The 17,177-nt window shown below is 68.2% G+C and carries 17 protein-coding genes; 4 read left to right on the top strand and 13 right to left on the bottom strand.

Features of this window, described 5'->3' with window-relative positions:
• The 3 genes from LC490_RS22685 to LC490_RS22675 form a co-directional block, all read left to right on the top strand.
• Positions 1-821 (top strand): hypothetical protein (locus tag LC490_RS22685; protein WP_223621701.1); only part of this gene is annotated, 821 nt, incomplete at its 5' end.
• 40 nt (positions 822-861) lie between these two features.
• The gene (locus tag LC490_RS22680; protein ID WP_223621700.1) at positions 862-1,467 is read left to right on the top strand and encodes a YigZ family protein; all 606 of its coding nucleotides are present in this window, start codon (positions 862-864) and stop codon (positions 1,465-1,467) included.
• A gap of 10 nt (positions 1,468-1,477) precedes the next feature.
• Positions 1,478-3,280, top strand: a complete 1,803-nt coding sequence (locus LC490_RS22675; RefSeq protein WP_031373716.1) for an ABC transporter transmembrane domain-containing protein — start codon at positions 1,478-1,480, stop codon at positions 3,278-3,280.
• Positions 3,281-3,398: 118 nt separating this feature from the next.
• Here the strand turns inward: LC490_RS22675 and LC490_RS22670 are convergent, their stop codons facing one another.
• From LC490_RS22670 to LC490_RS22625, 10 genes are all read right to left on the bottom strand, one after another.
• Positions 3,399-4,598: a S1 family peptidase gene (locus LC490_RS22670; RefSeq protein ID WP_223621699.1), complete on the bottom strand. Its 1,200-nt coding sequence runs from the start codon at positions 4,596-4,598 to the stop codon at positions 3,399-3,401.
• 443 nt (positions 4,599-5,041) lie between these two features.
• Positions 5,042-5,218, bottom strand: coding sequence for a hypothetical protein (locus tag LC490_RS22665; RefSeq protein WP_223621698.1), 177 nt, complete (start codon positions 5,216-5,218; stop codon positions 5,042-5,044).
• 123 nt (positions 5,219-5,341) lie between these two features.
• A complete protein-coding gene (locus tag LC490_RS22660; protein ID WP_081931258.1) occupies positions 5,342-5,836 on the bottom strand; it encodes a L,D-transpeptidase family protein in 495 nt (164 codons plus the stop codon).
• On the bottom strand, positions 5,833-7,470 hold the full coding sequence (locus LC490_RS22655; RefSeq protein WP_223621697.1) for an acyl-CoA dehydrogenase family protein: 1,638 nt from the start codon (positions 7,468-7,470) through the stop codon (positions 5,833-5,835). The genes LC490_RS22660 and LC490_RS22655 overlap by 4 nt, the downstream gene beginning before the upstream one ends.
• Before the next feature lie 859 nt (positions 7,471-8,329).
• Positions 8,330-8,674: a hypothetical protein gene (locus LC490_RS22650; RefSeq protein ID WP_223621696.1), complete on the bottom strand. Its 345-nt coding sequence runs from the start codon at positions 8,672-8,674 to the stop codon at positions 8,330-8,332.
• 21 nt (positions 8,675-8,695) lie between these two features.
• Complete coding sequence (locus LC490_RS22645) at positions 8,696-8,902, bottom strand: cold-shock protein (protein ID WP_031373678.1); 207 nt, start codon at positions 8,900-8,902, stop codon at positions 8,696-8,698.
• Between the two features lie 184 nt (positions 8,903-9,086).
• A complete protein-coding gene (locus LC490_RS22640; protein ID WP_031373677.1) occupies positions 9,087-9,845 on the bottom strand; it encodes an S-methyl-5'-thioinosine phosphorylase in 759 nt (252 codons plus the stop codon).
• Position 9,846: 1 nt separating this feature from the next.
• Positions 9,847-10,401, bottom strand: a complete 555-nt coding sequence (locus tag LC490_RS22635) for a hypoxanthine-guanine phosphoribosyltransferase (RefSeq protein ID WP_031373676.1) — start codon at positions 10,399-10,401, stop codon at positions 9,847-9,849.
• The gene (nagZ, locus tag LC490_RS22630) at positions 10,401-11,396 is read right to left on the bottom strand and encodes a beta-N-acetylhexosaminidase (protein ID WP_031373675.1); all 996 of its coding nucleotides are present in this window, start codon (positions 11,394-11,396) and stop codon (positions 10,401-10,403) included. Before nagZ ends, LC490_RS22635 begins: the two co-directional genes overlap by 1 nt.
• Before the next feature lie 114 nt (positions 11,397-11,510).
• Entirely contained in the window at positions 11,511-12,041 is a 531-nt protein-coding gene (locus LC490_RS22625) for a CYTH domain-containing protein (RefSeq protein ID WP_223621695.1), read from the bottom strand.
• Between the two features lie 93 nt (positions 12,042-12,134).
• On the opposite strand from LC490_RS22625, the gene LC490_RS22620 reads away from it, so the two are divergent.
• Complete coding sequence (locus LC490_RS22620; protein WP_223621694.1) at positions 12,135-12,755, top strand: hypothetical protein; 621 nt, start codon at positions 12,135-12,137, stop codon at positions 12,753-12,755.
• Positions 12,756-12,890: 135 nt separating this feature from the next.
• Here LC490_RS22620 and rlmD read toward each other — a convergent pair whose 3' ends face one another.
• The 3 genes from rlmD to LC490_RS22605 form a co-directional block, all read right to left on the bottom strand.
• A complete protein-coding gene (rlmD, locus tag LC490_RS22615; RefSeq protein ID WP_223621705.1) occupies positions 12,891-14,234 on the bottom strand; it encodes a 23S rRNA (uracil(1939)-C(5))-methyltransferase RlmD in 1,344 nt (447 codons plus the stop codon).
• Between the two features lie 165 nt (positions 14,235-14,399).
• Entirely contained in the window at positions 14,400-15,023 is a 624-nt protein-coding gene (locus tag LC490_RS22610; protein WP_031373671.1) for a YdbL family protein, read from the bottom strand.
• A 115-nt stretch (positions 15,024-15,138) separates the two neighbouring features.
• Entirely contained in the window at positions 15,139-17,157 is a 2,019-nt protein-coding gene (locus tag LC490_RS22605; protein ID WP_223621693.1) for a hypothetical protein, read from the bottom strand.
• Between the last annotated feature and the right edge of the window lie 20 nt (positions 17,158-17,177).

Genomic DNA, 17,177 nt, shown 5'->3' with positions numbered 1-17,177 from the left:
CCTCGGACTACGCCCGCGACAGCAGCGCCGGCGCGGCCGATGCCGCGGCCGCGATCGCCGTGCCCGAACCGCCGGCGCCGCCGCAGGCTCCGCCACAAATGATCGCACCGCCCCCGCCCCCGCCCCCGCCTCCGCTGGAAGCCGCCAAACGCAGCGACGCGGCCGCCGAGGGGCGGCGCGCGGAGCAGCGCCAGCGCGTGCAGAAGCAGGCCTCGGAGCGCGCCGTGGCCGAACCCGTCGACGCATTCCCGGCGCCGCCCGCGCCGGTCATGGCCGCCCCGCCGGCGCCGCCCGCCCCGGCCTTGGCCCCGGTCCATACGCCGGCACCGGCCGCCGCGCCCGCCGCCACCGCCCGCGATGCCGCCAAACCGCAGCTCGACCGCGAACGCCGCTACGAACTGCGCGAGGCCGCTCCGGCCGGCGCAGCCGCCACATCGGCTGCCCAAGCCGAGGGCAAGACCGCCGCCGATCGGCACAGCAAGCCGGCGCCCGTGCTGGGCCGCGCCGCCCGCTCGGTCGCCCCTGCCCCCGCCCCTGCCGTTGCCGCCCAGTCGGCCAACGCGCCGGCGGCAGAAGCGCAGGCCGTCCAGCCGGCGGCGGCCAACGACTCCAGCACGCTCGATCGGATCGAGGTCACCGGCAGCCGGATCATGCCGGATGCCGCCCAGGAAGCCCGCCTGACCCCGGCGCAATGGCTGGAGCTGATCCGCGGCTACCGCGACCGCGGCGACACCGAGCTCGCCCGCGACAGCCTGCGCCGCTTCCATCGCGCCCATCCGCAGACGCGGGTGCCGGACGACCTGCGCACCCTGCTGAAATGAGTCCGGGCCATCGGCCCGGCACCGGCGCGAGCGTCCGCCGATGACCCTCGCAACCCTGGCCGCGCGCGCCTCGTTGTCGATCGAGGTCAAGCACAGCCGCTTTCTGGCCCTCGCCGCTCCGGTGACCACGCCGGAAGCGGCGCTGGCCTTCATCGCCGAGGTCGGCGACCCGGCCGCGACCCACAACTGCTGGGCCTACCGCATCGGCGCGCAATATCGTTTCAACGACGACGGCGAACCGGCCGGCACCGCCGGGCGGCCGATCCTGGCCGCGATCGACGGCCAGGGCTACGACCAGGTCGTGGTCGTCGTCACCCGCTGGTACGGCGGCATCAAGCTCGGCGCCGGCGGCCTGGTCCGTGCCTACGGCGGTTGCGCGGCGGAGTGCCTGCGCTGCGCCGAACGCCACGAGTTGCTGCGCTACAGCGAGCTGGAGCTGGCGTTTCCGTTCGAGGACACCGGCGCCGTGCATGCCGCCTTGAGCGCCCACGGCGCCGAAAAAGACCAGGAACGCTACAGCGCCGAAGGCGTGCGCATGCTCATCCGCCTGCCCGAATCGCAGGTCGACGCCTTGAAAGCGCAGCTTCGCGACGCCACACGTAATCGCGTGCGCCTCGAAGAACCCGGCCGCGCCCCCTCCCCATGAACGCCTCCCGATGACAGATTCCAGCGCCGGCCGTCCGGTCGACTCACGCCGCGACGACCGCAAGGCCCCGATCGGCAGTCTGCGGACCTTGTGGCCGTTCGTGCGCAAGCACAGCCGCCTGTTCGTGGCTTGGCTGTTCGCCCTGGGCGCGTCCAGCGCCGCCACCCTGAGCCTGCCGGTCGCATTCAAGACCATGATCGACCAGGGCTTCGCCCAGAGCTCCGCGGGTGGCGGCAGCAGCGCGATCGACCGCGCCTTCCTGTTGCTGTTCCTGGTCGCCATCGCTCTGGCCTTCGCCACCGCGATCCGCTTCTATTTCGTCTCGGTGCTGGGCGAGCGCGTAGTCGCCGACTTGCGCGAGAAGCTCTACAGCCACCTGATCGCGCTCGATGCCGGTTTCCACGACCGCAACCGCAGCGGCGAGCTGGTCTCGCGCCTCACCGCCGACGCCGAACTGCTGCGCAGCGTGGTCGGTTCGAGCATGTCGGTCGCCTTGCGCAGCACGGTCACCGTGATCGGCAGCCTCGGCATGCTGTTCTGGACCAGCCCGCGCCTGGCCGTGTTCGCCCTGATCGGCATTCCGCTGGCGGTGCTGCCCATCGTCATCGGCGGACGCAAGCTGCAGAAAATCTCGCGCGCCAGCCAGGACCGCGTCGCCGACGCCAACACCCTGGCCAGCGAAACCCTCGGCGCCGTGCGCACGGTCCAGGCGCATGCGCGCGAGCCGTACGAGCAAGGCCGTTTCAGCCAGTCGCTGCAGATCGCGGTAAAAACCGCACGCCAGCGCATCAGCGCCCAGGCCTGGGTCACCGCGATCGCCATCACCCTGGTGTTCGGCGCGATCACCCTGGTGCTGTGGTCGGGCGCGCACGACGTCGTCGCCGGGCGCATGAGCGCCGGCACGCTCGGCCAGTTCGTGCTCTATGCCCTGATCGGCGGCGGTTCGATCGGCGCCCTCGCCGAGGTCTGGAACGACCTGCAGCGCGCCGCCGGCGGCATGGGCCGGATCAGCGAACTGCTCAACGAATCCAGCGCGGTGCGCGCGCCGGCGCATCCGAAAGTGCTGCCGAAGCCGCTGCACGGCGAACTGGTCTTCGAGCATGTCGGCTTCCACTACCCGCTGCGCCCCGACCTGCCCGCGCTGGAGGATTTCAGCCTGCGCGTGCGTCCGGGCGAGACCGTGGCCCTGGTCGGCCCCTCCGGCGCCGGCAAGAGCACCGTGTTCTCGATCCTGTTGCGCTTCCACGACCCGCAGCAGGGTGCGGTCAAAGTCGACGGCGTCGACGTGCGCGAGCTCGACCCGGCCGCGTTGCGCGAGGCCATCGCCTTGGTGCCGCAGCAGCCGACCATCTTCGCCACCACCGCGCGCGACAACATCCGCTACGGCCGCCTCGAAGCCAGCGACGAGGACGTCGCCCAGGCCGTGCGCGCCGCGCATGCCGCCGATTTCATCGAGGCCCTGCCCGACAAGCTGGCGACCGAACTCGGCGAACGCGGCGCGCGCCTGTCCGGCGGCCAACAGCAACGCATCGCCATCGCCCGCGCCCTGCTCAAGGACGCGCCGATCCTGCTGCTCGACGAAGCCACCAGCGCGCTCGATGCGCAGAGCGAACGCGCCGTGCAGCAGGCCTTGGAAACGCTGATGGAAGGCCGCACCACCCTGGTCATCGCCCATCGCCTGGCGACCGTGCTCAAGGCCGACCGCATCGTGGTCATGGACCGCGGCCGCATCGTCGCCGAAGGCACCCACGCGCAGTTGCTCGCCGAAGGCGGCCTGTACGCCGAGCTGGCGAAACTGCAGTTCCTGGATTGAGCGAGGAGCGAGTGCAGAAAAGTGAGAAGTGAGGAGCGAGCGAAGGCAGATACCGCCGACGCCCGTGCTCTCCTCACTCCTCGTTTCTAACTCCCCGTTCCTAGCTACTCGTCCCCGGTCAGCTGCGCACCAGGGTCAGGCCGTACTGGCTGAGGATCGGGCCGAGCCGCTCGAACAGGCTGCTGCGCTGCGAGGCCGGAATGCCGCAGTTGTTGCCGTTGGCCTGCACGTTGCCGCCCGACATCACGCCCTGCGCCTGGCCGGCGCTGGTGATCCAGGAGCCGCCCGAATCGCCGCGGCCCATGCAGGCGTTGCCCTGGGTCAGGCCGCGCACCGCGCCTTCGGCGTAGTTGGCGGTGACGTTTTTGGCGGTGATGGTGCCGCAGCGATAACCGGTAGTACGGCCGGAACGGCACACCGCCGCGCCGATCGCCGCTTCGGTGCTGCCGCGCACCGCAACGGTGCCGCCGCTGTAGTTGCTGACCGCCCCCTGCAAGCTGTGGGTGCTGCCGACGCTGACCCAGGCGCGGTCGTTGCCCGGGAACACGCGAGCGGCGAAGGAGCCGACCTGCACGCCGCCGACGCGGGCGATGGCGCCGACCGTGCCGCAATGGCCGGCGGTCACATAGCCCTTGGTGGTGCCGCGCGTGACCGAGAAACCGACCGAACACAGCGAGGCGTTGTTGATCGAATACTCGATGCCGCCGAGGATGGTCGCGGTGGTCTGCAACGTGCCCGGCATTTCCTCGATGCGCACCATGCCGCTGTCGGCGCCGCTGAGGGCGACGAAATCGACGCCGCGCTCGGTCGCGCCCTGGTCGACCTTGACCACCACGCTGTTGCTGGTCTGGTCGACGTACCAGCTCTGGACGCCGCTCAGCGGCTTGCTGATGCCCTTCACTCGCGCCTGCGAACCGGCGTCGAGCAGATCCATCGAGTTCTGCAACTGCTTCAGGCTATGGCGCACGGTGCGCACTTCGACGCCGGGAATGCGCGAGGCTTTGCGTGCGCCCGAAGTCGCGGCGACGTACTTGAAGCTGCCGTCCTCGTTGCGCTCGATCCAACTGCCGGCGAAGTTGCCGCCGAGCTCGCGTTCGACCGCGGCCGCCTGGGTCTGCGCTAGGCGTTCGGTGGCCAGGTACTGACCGAGCTGCGACGGGAACACGCCGAGGTCGCGCTGCATCGCGAATTTCAGCTCGGGACTCACTTCGTCGGCCGCCAGCGCCGCGCCGCAGGACAATGCGGCCACCGCCGTCATCATCGAGAACAAAGACACACGCGCCAGGCCGGCGCGCTTGCCGGATTTCGATACGGACATGTTGAAGAACTCCTTAGGGATGGAATCTGACATGGCTCGGATGAGGTCAGTCGTGAGGACCTCGTGTCGCCATCGCATGGACGGCGGACCCACCATCGGGACAACACTCGCGTGGCGTTCGATGCGTATCGGGACGACGGGAGCAGACAGATAAGGAGATGCCGGGCGCGCGCACAAGCCGCCGGCGAGGCCCCGTCACATCGGTATTCCGAGGCGCGTCACAAGAACGCGCATGCGATGTTGAGGCTGAACGAATCCACGCCTGATCACGCCGGACGATGCGCATACGAATGTTGCCGCACATCCTTGCGACGCTGCAGTGCAACAGGGGTATCGCGAGAGCGCTGCTGCGATTATGTCCGGCGATGCGCGAACCTCGATGCGCATCGCGAGCGACGCGCTCGCATTCATCGAGCGCTCGACGATCGACGCTTACCGATGCGTCAACCGGCGCGTCTGGCCTCGCCGATCAACCAAAGCGTAAACAGGCACAAGACGACCAGTGTCGCCCCGCGTCCGAGCCAGAACAGCGCAAACGAAAAATCCGAACCGTGGGCCGGCGGCGGTACCGCGGCCAGCGCCAGCAGCGCCAGCGCCTGGGATTTACGTGAACCACGCATGGTTGCACCTCCCGCTGCGGCCTGGAATGGCCGACCGGGCGACCATACACCCATCCGGGGAAAACCGCCGTCATCGCCGGTTCGCTGCGACGGACGGCGCATTCAGGGATGTCGTCGCGCAGGCTAGGGATCGATCCGTATCGGCGTGCCGTTCGGCACCAGGCTCCAGACCTCCTCGATCTGCTCGTTGCTCAGTGCGATGCAACCGTCGGTCCAATCGCGCCGGTATCCGGGCGGCGTGCCGCCATGAATCATGATGTCGCCGCCCGGATCGACGCCGCGCGCACGCGCCTGCTTGCGATCGGCCTCGTTCGGATACGACACGCGCAGGGACAGATGAAAGCGGCTGTTCGGATTGCGCCCACTGATGCGGTAAGCGCCTTCGGGCGTGCGCTCGTCGCCCTGCTGGCGCTTGTGCCCGCTCGGCGCATCGCCGAGCAGAATCGAATAGGTGCGGATGAGCTTGCCGTCGCGCAGCAAGCGCATGCGCCGCTCCGACTTGTCGACGACGATGCTGTCGGCGCGTTGCGAAGCCGGGGCCATCGCCGGCGGCGTGCGCGCCCAGGCCGGCGCGCAAAGCACGGCGGCGGCGAACAGACCGATGCGCATCGCCCTCATGCCGGCAGCACTCGCTGCAGGACGAGGTCGAAGTCCAATCCTTCAGGCAAGGTGCCGAAAGCCAGGCCATGCTGCCCGCCAAGCCGGCTCGCGCAGAATGCCGGCGCCAGCGGACTGCCGGCGCGCAACAAGGTGGCCGCCTGCAGCGCAAGAGCGAGGCGCTCGGTCCAAACCCGCGCCTGCGCCTCCGCCACTGGCGTTTGCCCGCTCAGAACCGCGCGCAATGGGTCGAGCTGGGCGTCGAATGCGACGTCGCGGCCGACGGCCGATTCGAGCTCGGCCAGCAAGGCCGCAGCGGTCTGCGGCTCGCGTGCGAGCGCACGCAGCACGTCGAGGCATTGGATGTTGCCGCTGCCCTCCCAGATCGAATTCAACGGTGCCTGCCGGTACAGACGCGGCAAGACCGATTCCTCGACATAGCCCGCGCCGCCCAGGCACTCCTGTGCTTCGTTGACGAAGGCCGGCGCGCGCTTGCAGATCCAGTACTTACCGATCGCGGTGGCGATGCGCGCGAACGCCTGCTCGCGGGCATCGCCGCCAGCACGGTCGACCGCGCCGGCGACCCGGATCGCGAACTGGATCGCGGCCTCGGCCTCGAGCGCGAGATCGGCCAGGACGTTGCGCATCAACGCGTGATCGAGCAGCGGCTTGCCGAAGCTGCGCCGATGGCGGGCGTGATGCATAGCCTGCGCCAGGGCCATGCGCATTTCGCCGGCCGAGCCGAGCATGCAGTCCAGGCGGGTCAGCATCACCATCTCGATGATCGTCGCCACGCCGCGGCCTTCATCGCCGATGCGTTGCGCCCAGGCGCCCTGGAATTCGACTTCGGACGATGCGTTCGACCAGTCGCCGAGCTTGTCCTTGAGCCGCATCAGCCGCAGCGCGTTCTTGCCGCCGTGCGGATGCCAGCGCGGCATCAGGAAGCAACTCAGCCCACCCGGCGCCTGCGCCAGCACGAGGAAGCCGTCGGACATCGGCGCCGAGAAAAACCATTTGTGGCCGACCAGTTCGTACTCGTCCCCCGACACGGACGTAGCGACAGTCTGGTTGGCGCGCACGTCCGAGCCCCCCTGTTTCTCGGTCATGCCCATGCCGAGGGTCAGGCCGGCCTTGTCGCCGAAACCGACATCGCGCCCGTCGTAGCTAGGCGCGGCGGCCTTGCGCGCCCACTCGGCCAGCGCCGGCGCGTGACGCAGCACCGGCGCGGCGGCGTGGGTCATGGTCAGCGGACAACTGGTGCCCGGTTCGACCTGGTGATGCAGATAACTCAGTGCCGCGCGCGCGACATGCGAGCCCGGACGCGGATCGTGCCAGGACAGGCCCGCCACCCCGTGTTCGATCGCGGCGCGCATGATCGCGTGGTAATTCGGATGGAACTCGACCAGATCGATGCGATGGCCCAGGGCATCGTGGCTGCGCAGACGCGGCTTGTCGCGGTGCGCATCGAAACTGAGGCGGTAGATCTCGTCGCCGGCGAGCGCGCCGTAGCGTGCCAGCGCCTCGGCATGGCTGTCGCCGCCTTCGCGGCTTACCGCTTCGCGCAGGGCGACGTCGTCGCGCCACAGATCGCGCGGAGCGAACGGCGGCGGTTGATTCTCGACCCGATGGGTCGCGAACGGGGGCAGCGTGTCCATGGCGGCGACTCTCCCTTGGGTTTGTCTGGATTCTAGTGGGGTCTGGCCTGCGTGGCTCGCCGGGTCCAGGAAATGGGGGCGGGCCGATCTGCGGCACGGTGGCCGCAACCGGAGGCCCTCGCTCGCTCTGGAGCTGCAGTACGCCAGCGCTCCGACGCACTTGGCGCTTCGCGCTTTCAGGGTAGGAGCGGCGCCCTACTGGATTTCCTTCGGTCACAAGCCGCGACCGCGGGCTTCCAAGCTGGCGCGGTCCCTTACCTTGTGCCGTAACGCCTGCCGTTGCTGTTGCTGTGCGCCGCTTCGCATTCGCGAAGGCCATCGAAGACCCGAAGGGCGGCCTGCATGGATGCGGGCCGTTTTTCATCGGGACAGGGATGTCCCGTATGAAAAATCCCCGCGGATGCACCGCTCGTGCGGGCCGGTGATTCAAAACAAAGCATTTTTCTTTGGTTACCTTTCTTTTGTTGCTTTAGACAAAAGAAAGTAACCCGCCGCTTTAGTGGCGGAAGCTTTTGGCGTTTGATCTTGCTTGAGAAAAGCGCCGCGAGACCATCGCAGCGCGGTCGCGGCTCGCGCCGCTCCTACCCCTGACGGGCTGCGGCTCGTCTCAGCGCGAGATTGAGAGATCGCGGTCGCGACTTGCGTCGCTCCTACCCTGGAGCTAGCGCACCGGCGTGCTACCTCGAATCCATCCCTGTAGGAGCGACGTGAGTCGCGACCGCGGGACGCGTAAAGGCAGCAGGGCCGAGGCCATCCATCGAAGCGGCGTGTCGTCGCCGGGGTAGGAGCGACGCAAGTCGCGACCACGTCCTGCCGGGCCCCGGCGTTTACTTCAATCAAGAGCAAAGCTTCCGTCCGCTCACGCGGCCGGGTTACTTTCTTTTGCTAAGCCCAAAAGAAAAGTAACCAAAGAAAAGGGCTCTCCTTGCAAGGGCACAAGCCACGAGTGCAATGCTGTCGCCGGGATTTTCCGATAAGACATCCTTGTCTTATCGGAAAACGGCGCACGTCCTGTGCGCCGCCCTCCGGGTCTCCGCTTGACCGGCAAAGCGGCAAAGCAGATCAAAATCTCGGCAACGGCAACAGCAACAGCAACAGCAACAGCAACTGTTACAGCCACAACCGAACGCGACGGCCGCACAAAGAAAAAAGGCCCCGCCGGAGCGAGGCCTTGGAAACTGTCCGATTCGATCGGGCCAGCCATTGCCCTCGAGGGGCAACGCAATCAAACCACCGGAGCCACTTCGGACGCTTGCGCGCCCTTCGGACCCTGGGTCAGCTGGTAGCTGACGCGCTGACCTTCCTGCAGACTGCGAAAGCCTTTTGCGTTGATCGCGGAGAAGTGCACGAATACATCCGCGCTGCCATCTTCGGGAGAAATGAAACCGAAGCCCTTGGCGTCGTTGAACCACTTCACGGTGCCGTACTGCATATCCTTATTGACCTCATGCTGGATGCGTTGACGTGCGTCGTCGCCATGTGTGCCACGAGACGCATTGCGAGTATGCAAACTGTGCCGGTGGATGACAACGGCTCAGCGTGACCACATCCATCACGTAGTCCGCAGGGAAAACCGGCCACGCCCTATCGGCGGGATTCGGTTTATGCGACTCCTATCACCTATCGAGCACGGCGCTCAGCAGCGCCGGCAACCCGGCGGAGGCCGCCGCGACGTTGTCGAGCACATCCTGCAGGGTGATCACTTCGTCCGGATCGGGCCCCGCGCCGGCGGCCCAGTTGGCGACGATGGCCAGGCAGGCGTAGTCGAGGCCGAGTTCGCGCGCGAGGCCGGCTTCGGGCATGCCGGTCATGCCGACCAGGTCGCAGCCGTCGCGGCGCATGCGCACGATTTCGGCGCGAGTCTCCAGGCGCGGGCCCTGGGTGGCGCCGTAACAACCGCCGTCGACCAAGGCCACGCCGGCGCTCTGCGCGGCGGCGATGACGGCCTGGCGCAAGCTGCGGGTGTAGGGCTCGCCGAAATCGACGTGCAGCACTTCGGTGCCCGGTTCTTCGCAGATCGTCGAAATGCGGCCCCAGGTGTAGTCGATCAGCTGATCCGGGCAAGCCAGCACGCGCGGCCCGAACCGTTCGGTAATGCCGCCGACCGTATTGAGCGCAAGCACGCGCTGCGCGCCGAGGGCCTGCAACGCGGCGAGATTGGCGCGGTAATTGACCTGGTGCGGCGGCAGCGAATGGCCTTCGCCATGGCGCGCCAGAAAGGCCACACGGCGGCCGCCGAGCAGGCCTACCCGGATCGGACCCGACGGCGCGCCGTAGCGCGTCACCGGCTGGTGCGACTCGACATCCTGCAGCTCGGCGATGCGGTACAGGCCGGTGCCGCCGATGACCGCCAGGTCGATTGCCAGATCGCTCATCTCAATCCTTCAGTGCGTAGATCGCGGGCAGGTTGCGGCCCTGCTCGTGGAAATCCATGCCGTAGCCGAACACGTAGCGGTCCGGCACTTCCACCCCTACGTAATCCGCGCGCAGGCCCTCGACGCAACGGTCGTGCGCCTTGACCGCGAGCGCGGCGATGCGCACTTCCACCGCCCCCTGTTGCAGGCACCACTCGCGGATCGCATGCAGGGTGTGGCCTTCGTCGACGATGTCGTCGGCGAGCAGCACGCGACGGCCGCGCAACGGCGTCGCCGGACGATGCTTCCAGACCAGTTCGCCGCCGGAGGTCGCGCCGCGATAGCGCGTCGCATGCAGGTAATCGAATTCCAGATCGAGCCCGCGTGCGCCGATCTCCATCGCCAACTGCGCGGCGAACGGCAGGCCGCCGTGCATGATCGTCAGGTACACCGGCACGCTGCCGGCATAGTCGTTGCGGATCTTGCCGGCCATGCGGGCAATTTCGCGCTCCAGGGTGCCGCGATCGAAAATCAGCTCGGCATCGGCGAGCGCCGCGGCCAGGTCGTGCGAGGTCATCAAGCCAATCCTTCCAGACGGTGGCGGGTTTCGCCGTAGCGGGCATCGGCGATCAGGCCGTCCCAGCCCATGGCGCCGCGACCGATCAGGCCGGTCAGCGCCGCGGTGTTGAGGCGACGGCCTGCGACCGCCGCCAGCGATTCTTCGACCAGTTGCGGGTGGCAGACCAGGACCACGTCGCAACCGGCGTCCAAGTGCGCATCGATGCGCGCCTTGATGCCGCCGACCGAGAACGCGGCGGCCATGCCGATGTCGTCGCTGAAGACGACGCCGCGGAACTGCATCTCGCCGCGCAGGATCTCCTCGATCCAGCGCCGCGAATAGCCGGCCGGTTCCGGCGCGACCGCCGGATACGACACATGCGCCATCATCACCGCATCGGCCTTGGCCTCGATGCCGGCGACGAACGGAATCAGGTCGGTCGCACGCAGTTCCTCGAGGGTGCGCGGATCGATCGCCTCGTCGAAATGGGTATCGGCCAGCACCGAGCCGTGGCCGGGGAAATGCTTGAGCGTCGCGGCCATGCCGCGCGCGTGCATGCCGCGGACGTAGGCGGCGGTGAATTCGGACACGACCTGCGGGTCGGCGTCGAAGGCGCGATTGCCGATCGCCAGATTGCCGCGGCCCAGGTCGACCACCGGAGCGAAGCTCAGGTCGACGCCGCTAGCCTGCACCTCGCTGGCCATCAGCTGGGCATGCTCCTCGGCCAACTTGAGCGCCGCCTCGCGGTCGCTGACATAGAGCCGGCCGAACACGTCGAGCGGCGGCAGCGCGCTATAGCCCTCGCGGAAGCGCTGCACGCGCCCGCCTTCCTGGTCGACGCAGATCAGCTGCGGACGCGGCGCGGCCTCGCGGATCGCCGCCGATAGCTCGGCGACCTGGGCCCGGGAGGCGAAGTTGCGGCTGAACAGGATGACGCCGGCGCAGGCATCGTGCTGCAACCAGTCGCGCTCCTGCGCGGTGAGTTCGGTACCGGCGACGCCGATCACGAGCATGCGGAACTCCAGGATAGAAGGCGGCGCTGGCTGCGCCGCGGCCATTGTCTCGCAGATGGCGCGACAGGCGTACCCCGCCCGTCCCCGGCCTTCAGGCGGCGCCAGGCGCGGGGCTCAGGCGGCGCTGCCGTCGCGCTCGGCCGGGCTCCAGCGCACGTACGGCCGGGTCGCCAGGGCCAGGTTGTAGTAGCGCGCCGAATCGGTGACCTCGGCGCCGGCCCAGTCGGGCCGGGCGAAGTCGGCCTCGGCGTGCTCCAGCTCGATCTCGGCCACGACCAGGCCGGCGTTGTCGCCGAGGAACTCGTCGACTTCCCACAGGTGCCCCTGGTGTTCGACGTAGTGACGGCGCTTGTCGATCATGCCGCCGACGCAGAGCGCAAGCAGGCAGCGTGCGTCCTCGACCGGGATCGGATAGTCGAACTCCTGCCGCGTGTGGCCGAGCTCGCGCGACTTGAGGTTCAAGAACGCCTCGTCGCCGGCGATGCGCACGCGCACCGAGGCCTTCATCGCTGCGGCGCCCGCGACCGGCGCATCCATCGCCGCCAGATCGTTGAGATAGCCCTGCGCCATCGGCACGACTTTGTGCGCAGCCGTGCGCCAAGCGTCGCCGACCACCAGGAATTTGCGTTCGATTTCTATAGCCATGCGCCATTATGACGCAGCCGCTGGATGCGGTCGCGCGCTTGCGTACACTGCGCGGTCCGCGGGCGCCGCCCGCCACTCCCGAGTTCCGCACGGATGCCTATCATCGCGCTCACGTCCCGCCTGTTGTGTCTCGCCCTGCTGTCCGCTCCCGGCGCTGCGTTCGCCGCCGACGCCGCGCTCAGCCTGGATGAAGCCAAAGCCGCCTTCCGCCTCGCCATCGATGCCGAAATCAGTAAGCAAGCGAGCAAGCCATCGCCTTCGCTGCTGGTCGCGACCATGCTGGAATCGATGAAGATCGCCGCGGTGCAAGGCTGCCAGCCCTTGGACGCGGCCCAGACCACCTGCATCCTCAGGATGGAAGGCAGCATCGGCGACAACTACACGGCCCTTCGTTTCCGCCGCGACGGCGCGCAGTGGCGCGTGGTCGAAGAGAAGGACATCGATGCGCCACAACCGACGCTGGCGCGGGCGCAGGAACTGGTGCGCGAGCACCTGGCCCATCTCGGCGGCCAGGAACAGGACCCGAAGACCGCGGCGCAATTCAAGGAATTCGCCGCCACTCTTACCGTCACCGCGTTGGAGTCGTGCAAGCTCGAGCGCGATAACGATGCGGTGGAGTGCCATGCCGAGCTGGATACGCCGAGCCAGGGCAAAGGCTCCAAGCCGCTGCGCTTCCGCCTGCAGAGTGCCGATTGGTCGCTGCTGCCGGAGTGATCCGGCGAGTGCGCGCGGCACCGGCCTCAATCGCAGTGCGCAGATTCTTGAGAGATGGCGGCCGCAGCTTGCGCCGCTCCTACCCTTAGGACAGCGGCGCAGTCTCGCAGATGCCGGGCAAGCCGGGCTTCGCGCTCAGCGCGGCTCGAACATCGCGATCGATTCGACGTGGGCAGTGTGCGGGAACATGTCCATCACGCCCGCGGCACGCAGTTTCCAACCCTTCTCGCGCACCAGATAGCCGGCGTCGCGGGCGAGCGAAGCCGGGTGGCAGCTCACGTAGACGATGCGCTTGAACTGCTTCAGCGGCAGCTGGGTCAGGACGAAATCGGCGCCCGAACGCGGCGGATCGAGCAACAGACGGTCGAAGCCTTCGCGCATCCAAGATTCGCCGCTGAGGTCTTTGCTCAGATCGGCGGCATGGAATTGCGCATTGGCCAGGCCGTTGTGTTCGGCATTCTCGCGAGCGCGACGCACCAGACCGGCTTCGCCTTCGACGCCGACCACTTCGCGCACCGTGCGCGCCAAAGGCAGGGTGAAATTGCCCAGGCCCGCGAACAGATCGAGCACGCGATCCTGCGGCTGCGGTTCGAGCAGGTCGATCGCGTGCTGGATCATGTGGCCGTTGAGGCCGGCATTGACCTGGATGAAATCGAGCGGACGGAACTTGAGTTCGAGGTTCCACTGCGGCAGCGAGAACGCGAGCTTCGGCTCGGCCGGCCACAGCGCGTGCACGCTGTCGATGCCGCCGGGCTGCAGGAACACGGCGAAACCGTGGGCCTGGGCGAAGGCGACGATGGCCTCGCGATCGGGTTCGGACAGCGGCGCAAGATGGCGGAAGGTCAGCGCCACACCGGTGTAGTCGGGCGTGGGATCGCCGGCGATGAACTCGACCTGCGGAATCTCGCGACGCGCCTGCAGGCCGTCGATGAGATTCGCCAAGGCCGAGATCCTGTCGCCGATCAGCGGAATCACGGTCTCGCAGCGGGCGATGTCGGCGACGAAGCGCGGGTCGTTCTCGCGGAAGCCGACCAGCGTCTTGTCCTTCTTCTCGACCCGACGCACCGAGAACCGGCCCTTGCGGCGATAACCCCAGGCCGCATCGGTCAGCGCCGGCAGCACGCGCTCGGGCACGACGTGGCCGATGCGTTCCAGGTTGTCCATCAGCACACGCTGCTTGGCGAGGATCTGCTTGTCTTCGGCCAGGTGCTGCAAGGCGCAACCGCCGCAGACGCCGAAATGAGCGCAACGCGGCGCGACCCGGTCGGGCGCGGCTTCCAGCACTTCCAGCGTCACCGCCTCGTCGAAGCTGCGCGAACGCGCGGTCTGCTTGGCCATGACGCGTTCGCCCGGCAAGGCGCCGGCGACGAACACGGCTTTGCCGTCGGGACGCCGGGCGACGCCGCGGCCGTCATGAGTGAAGTCGGTGATCGCGACTTCGAAGGGGGTTTGATCGATGCGGGCCACAGCTGCTGGCAGGAATCAAGGCCGGCTATTGTCGCAGATTCGGGATTGGGGAGCCGGGATTCGGGATTCGTCGAGAGCAAGACCCCTTCCCCGAGAAAGCAAAAAGCCCGCCTGACGGCGGGCCTTTTGCTCTAAACCGAATCCCGAATCCCTATTCCCGAATCCCGGCCTTTAAAGCTACTTCTGCTTCCAGCCGCCGCCGGCGTCCTGGTACCACCAGCCGCCTTTGGCGCTGTCGATCCACTGACGGGCGAACACCTGGCGGATCTGCGCTTCCCATTCCGGGTGGCCGTTGGCGACGGCGATTTCGCGATACACCGCGGCCGAATCGCGGCCCTGGTCGGCCACCGCCTGATTGACGGCGACGCGCTCGGCGAGCGGGATCTTGGAGGCGTCGCGCACGCTGACGGTGCCGCTGTTGGTGAAGCCCAGCGCGCCGGAGTCGAAATGCGCGCGCAACTGGCCGTCGAAACGCGAGGCCATGCGCGACTGGATCGCCTGGATCGCCGGGGTCTTGATCGAGATATCCGGCGACTGCGCCTGGGCGCTGCCGATGCCGACCAGCGACCACCAATCGACCCGGCCGGCCAGCCGGTCCAGTTGCAAGGCCGGACGCTCGAGCGAAGCGCTGCCGCCGGGCTTGCCGGGCTCGGCCTTGGGTTCGGCCGGCATCTCGCCGATCACCTTCTCGACGAATTCCTTGGCGGCTTCCTTGGCCTCGGCGGCCGGGAAGTAAACGTTGATCGTGACGCAAGCCGTCAACATCACGGCGGCGACCGGTATTCCCATCCAACGGCGCATGAGCGGGTCCTTTCGGTTATGCGCGTCCTGCGCGGCGTCCCGCGCATCCGGCGCGGGCTGAACGATTGGCGCCTATTGAAGCACGACGCCGTGATAGGACAAGGCTGGCATGGCTTCACTGAACGACGGGTTTGACCTCGCCCTTGCTCACCGCCTCCAGGCGTTCGAGCAGGGTCGGCCAGTCGACCCGGCGGTTGTAGCCGACCACGTCCAGGTGCGGCACGCCCGCCCCCTGGACGATGGTGAAGCCCTGATTCTTGGCCGGCCCCAGGCCGCCCATGTTGCAGACCTCGTCGGCGAGGCGGCAGGAAATGCCGATCCGGGCATAGCCGAAGTCGTCGAAGAACCCGATCAGGCGGTCCTGCAGGCTGCCGACGAATGACGAATCGCCGACGCTGGACAGGTCCTGGACCGCGCGCTGGCTGATGCGCTGGCGCACACCGCGGGCCTTGCGCGTATGCAACTCGGCGTCGAACGCCACCGGCTGCCAGTCGACCAGACGCAGGTGGTCGATGCGCCCGTGGAGCCGGCCGGTGATGCTGCCGAAACCGAATACGCCCGTCAGCGATTCCAGGTCGAGGTTCTCCAGGGCAAGGTCGGAACTCAAGGTCGGCGCGACGCCGAACGGGCGTTCCATCGCCAAGGAGGACACCGCGACGGTGCCGCCGAACAATTGCATGGTCAGGCCGCCGGCGAGTTCGAGCCGGTCGTCGGCATAGTGCGCTTCGGGCAGGCGACCGCTCAGCTCGCCGGTGAACGCGGGCCAATCCAGGGCCTTGGACAGTTGGGCGACATCGAGCCGGTCCAGGGTGAGGCCGAAACGCACGTCCAGGCCCTTGCCGCCGGACGGCGGGCGCAGGCGCAGGCCGTCGAAACCGGCGCGGCCGCCGAGCATCGGCAACGACACCGCTCGGTTCAGGCGCAACTCGCCGTCGCCGCTGGAAAACGGCAACCGCACCGCGCCGAAATCCAGCCCGTACAGCTCGCCGCTGCGCCAACCCAATTCGCTGTCGACCGCGGCGTCGGCGGAGTAACTGACCGTGCCGTCGAGGCCGTCGAAACGGAATCGCCCCTGGGCATCGTTCATCGACGCGTCGATCAGGGTCGCTTCGGCCATCCGCAACTCCTCGCCGCTCATGCGCAAGCGCACCTGCGCCGCACCGCTCAGTTCGAGTTTGGCCAGGCCGGCAAGACCGAGGAAACCGGACAGATAACCGTCGCGCAGCGGCGCGAGGTCGGCGCTGCGCAGGTTCAGATCGAGTTCGGCCAGCCCCGCGTCCGGTGTCAGCGCGGCGCTGCCGTCGAGCGCGAGGATGCCGTCGTCGCGCCACGACAAACGCGGCAGGCGCCAGCCCTCCCCGGCTTGTTGCGTCGCTTCGATGTGCAGCGCGACCGGCCGGCGCTGCAAAGAAACATAGGCATTGCCGAACAGCAGCTCGCCGCCTTCCAGATGACCGTCGACGAGGACGCGGTCGCGGCTGTCGAGTTCACTGTCGATCCGCAGTCGCGCGCCGAGATTCTCGGCGGCGATCGAGCCGTCCGGCGTATCCAGCGCCCCACCGCTCAATTGCAGAGGACCGGCGATGCGCAGCGGTTGCCGCGCCGGCGCGTCGATGTCGAGACGACCGTCGAGGCGGCCGCCCTTGATCCGCCCATCCGGCCAGGCCTGGGCCACCAGGGCCTGGGCCCAGATCAGCGGCACGCGGGCGAGATCGATCCGGGTCAGGTCGGGCGCCGCCGCGTCGCGGTGCAGCGACAGCAAGCTCGCGCCCTGCCTCAAGCGCGCATCGGTCGTGGCGACACCGAGGTCCAGCGCCAACCGCAGGGGTTTGCCCGTGCCGCCGCGCAGCTCGCCGTCGCAGCGCCAACCGCCATGGCCGTCGCGCTGCAGCGGACATCGCCAGACCACATCGCGGAAGCGGTAGCCCAGGTCCGGCGCCACGACCCGCCCGGCCTGCAATTGCAGCTCGCCCTGTCGGGCTTGCGCCGGCCAGGACAAGCGCACCCGCACGTCTTCGAGCGTGGCCACGGCGGTGCCGACCCGCGCGATCCTGGCGTTCAGTGTCGCCGCCCCAACATCGGCCGACACCGCCCAGCAAGCGGGCAGCGACAAACCGATCAGGAGGCGTAACATGGTCCGCAGCATGGAAGCAG

Origin of the sequence: Lysobacter sp. ESA13C, assembly GCF_019970005.1 — a bacterium.
Classification (GTDB): domain Bacteria; phylum Pseudomonadota; class Gammaproteobacteria; order Xanthomonadales; family Xanthomonadaceae; genus Lysobacter; species Lysobacter antibioticus_B.
Note: the sequence above shows the minus strand (reverse complement) of the source record. Positions and strands in the feature narration are given on the sequence as shown.

Bases quoted from the DNA above. Each gene is read 5' to 3' on its own strand.
- LC490_RS22610 (WP_031373671.1), bottom strand. From the start codon at position 15,023: ATGCGCCGTTGGATGGGAATACCGGTCGCCGCCGTGATGTTGACGGCT.
- LC490_RS22665 (WP_223621698.1), bottom strand. From the start codon at position 5,218: ATGCGTGGTTCACGTAAATCCCAGGCGCTGGCGCTGCTGGCGCTGGCC.
- LC490_RS22660 (WP_081931258.1), bottom strand. From the start codon at position 5,836: ATGAGGGCGATGCGCATCGGTCTGTTCGCCGCCGCCGTGCTTTGCGCG.
- LC490_RS22635 (WP_031373676.1), bottom strand. From the start codon at position 10,401: ATGACCTCGCACGACCTGGCCGCGGCGCTCGCCGATGCCGAGCTGATT.
- LC490_RS22645 (WP_031373678.1), bottom strand. From the start codon at position 8,902: ATGCAGTACGGCACCGTGAAGTGGTTCAACGACGCCAAGGGCTTCGGT.
- LC490_RS22675 (WP_031373716.1), top strand. From the start codon at position 1,478: ATGACAGATTCCAGCGCCGGCCGTCCGGTCGACTCACGCCGCGACGAC.
- LC490_RS22650 (WP_223621696.1), bottom strand. From the start codon at position 8,674: ATGGCTGGCCCGATCGAATCGGACAGTTTCCAAGGCCTCGCTCCGGCG.
- LC490_RS22680 (WP_223621700.1), top strand. From the start codon at position 862: ATGACCCTCGCAACCCTGGCCGCGCGCGCCTCGTTGTCGATCGAGGTC.
- LC490_RS22670 (WP_223621699.1), bottom strand. From the start codon at position 4,598: ATGTCCGTATCGAAATCCGGCAAGCGCGCCGGCCTGGCGCGTGTGTCT.
- LC490_RS22625 (WP_223621695.1), bottom strand. From the start codon at position 12,041: ATGGCTATAGAAATCGAACGCAAATTCCTGGTGGTCGGCGACGCTTGG.
- LC490_RS22640 (WP_031373677.1), bottom strand. From the start codon at position 9,845: ATGAGCGATCTGGCAATCGACCTGGCGGTCATCGGCGGCACCGGCCTG.
- nagZ (WP_031373675.1), bottom strand. From the start codon at position 11,396: ATGCTCGTGATCGGCGTCGCCGGTACCGAACTCACCGCGCAGGAGCGC.
- LC490_RS22655 (WP_223621697.1), bottom strand. From the start codon at position 7,470: ATGGACACGCTGCCCCCGTTCGCGACCCATCGGGTCGAGAATCAACCG.
- LC490_RS22620 (WP_223621694.1), top strand. From the start codon at position 12,135: ATGCCTATCATCGCGCTCACGTCCCGCCTGTTGTGTCTCGCCCTGCTG.
- LC490_RS22605 (WP_223621693.1), bottom strand. From the start codon at position 17,157: ATGTTACGCCTCCTGATCGGTTTGTCGCTGCCCGCTTGCTGGGCGGTG.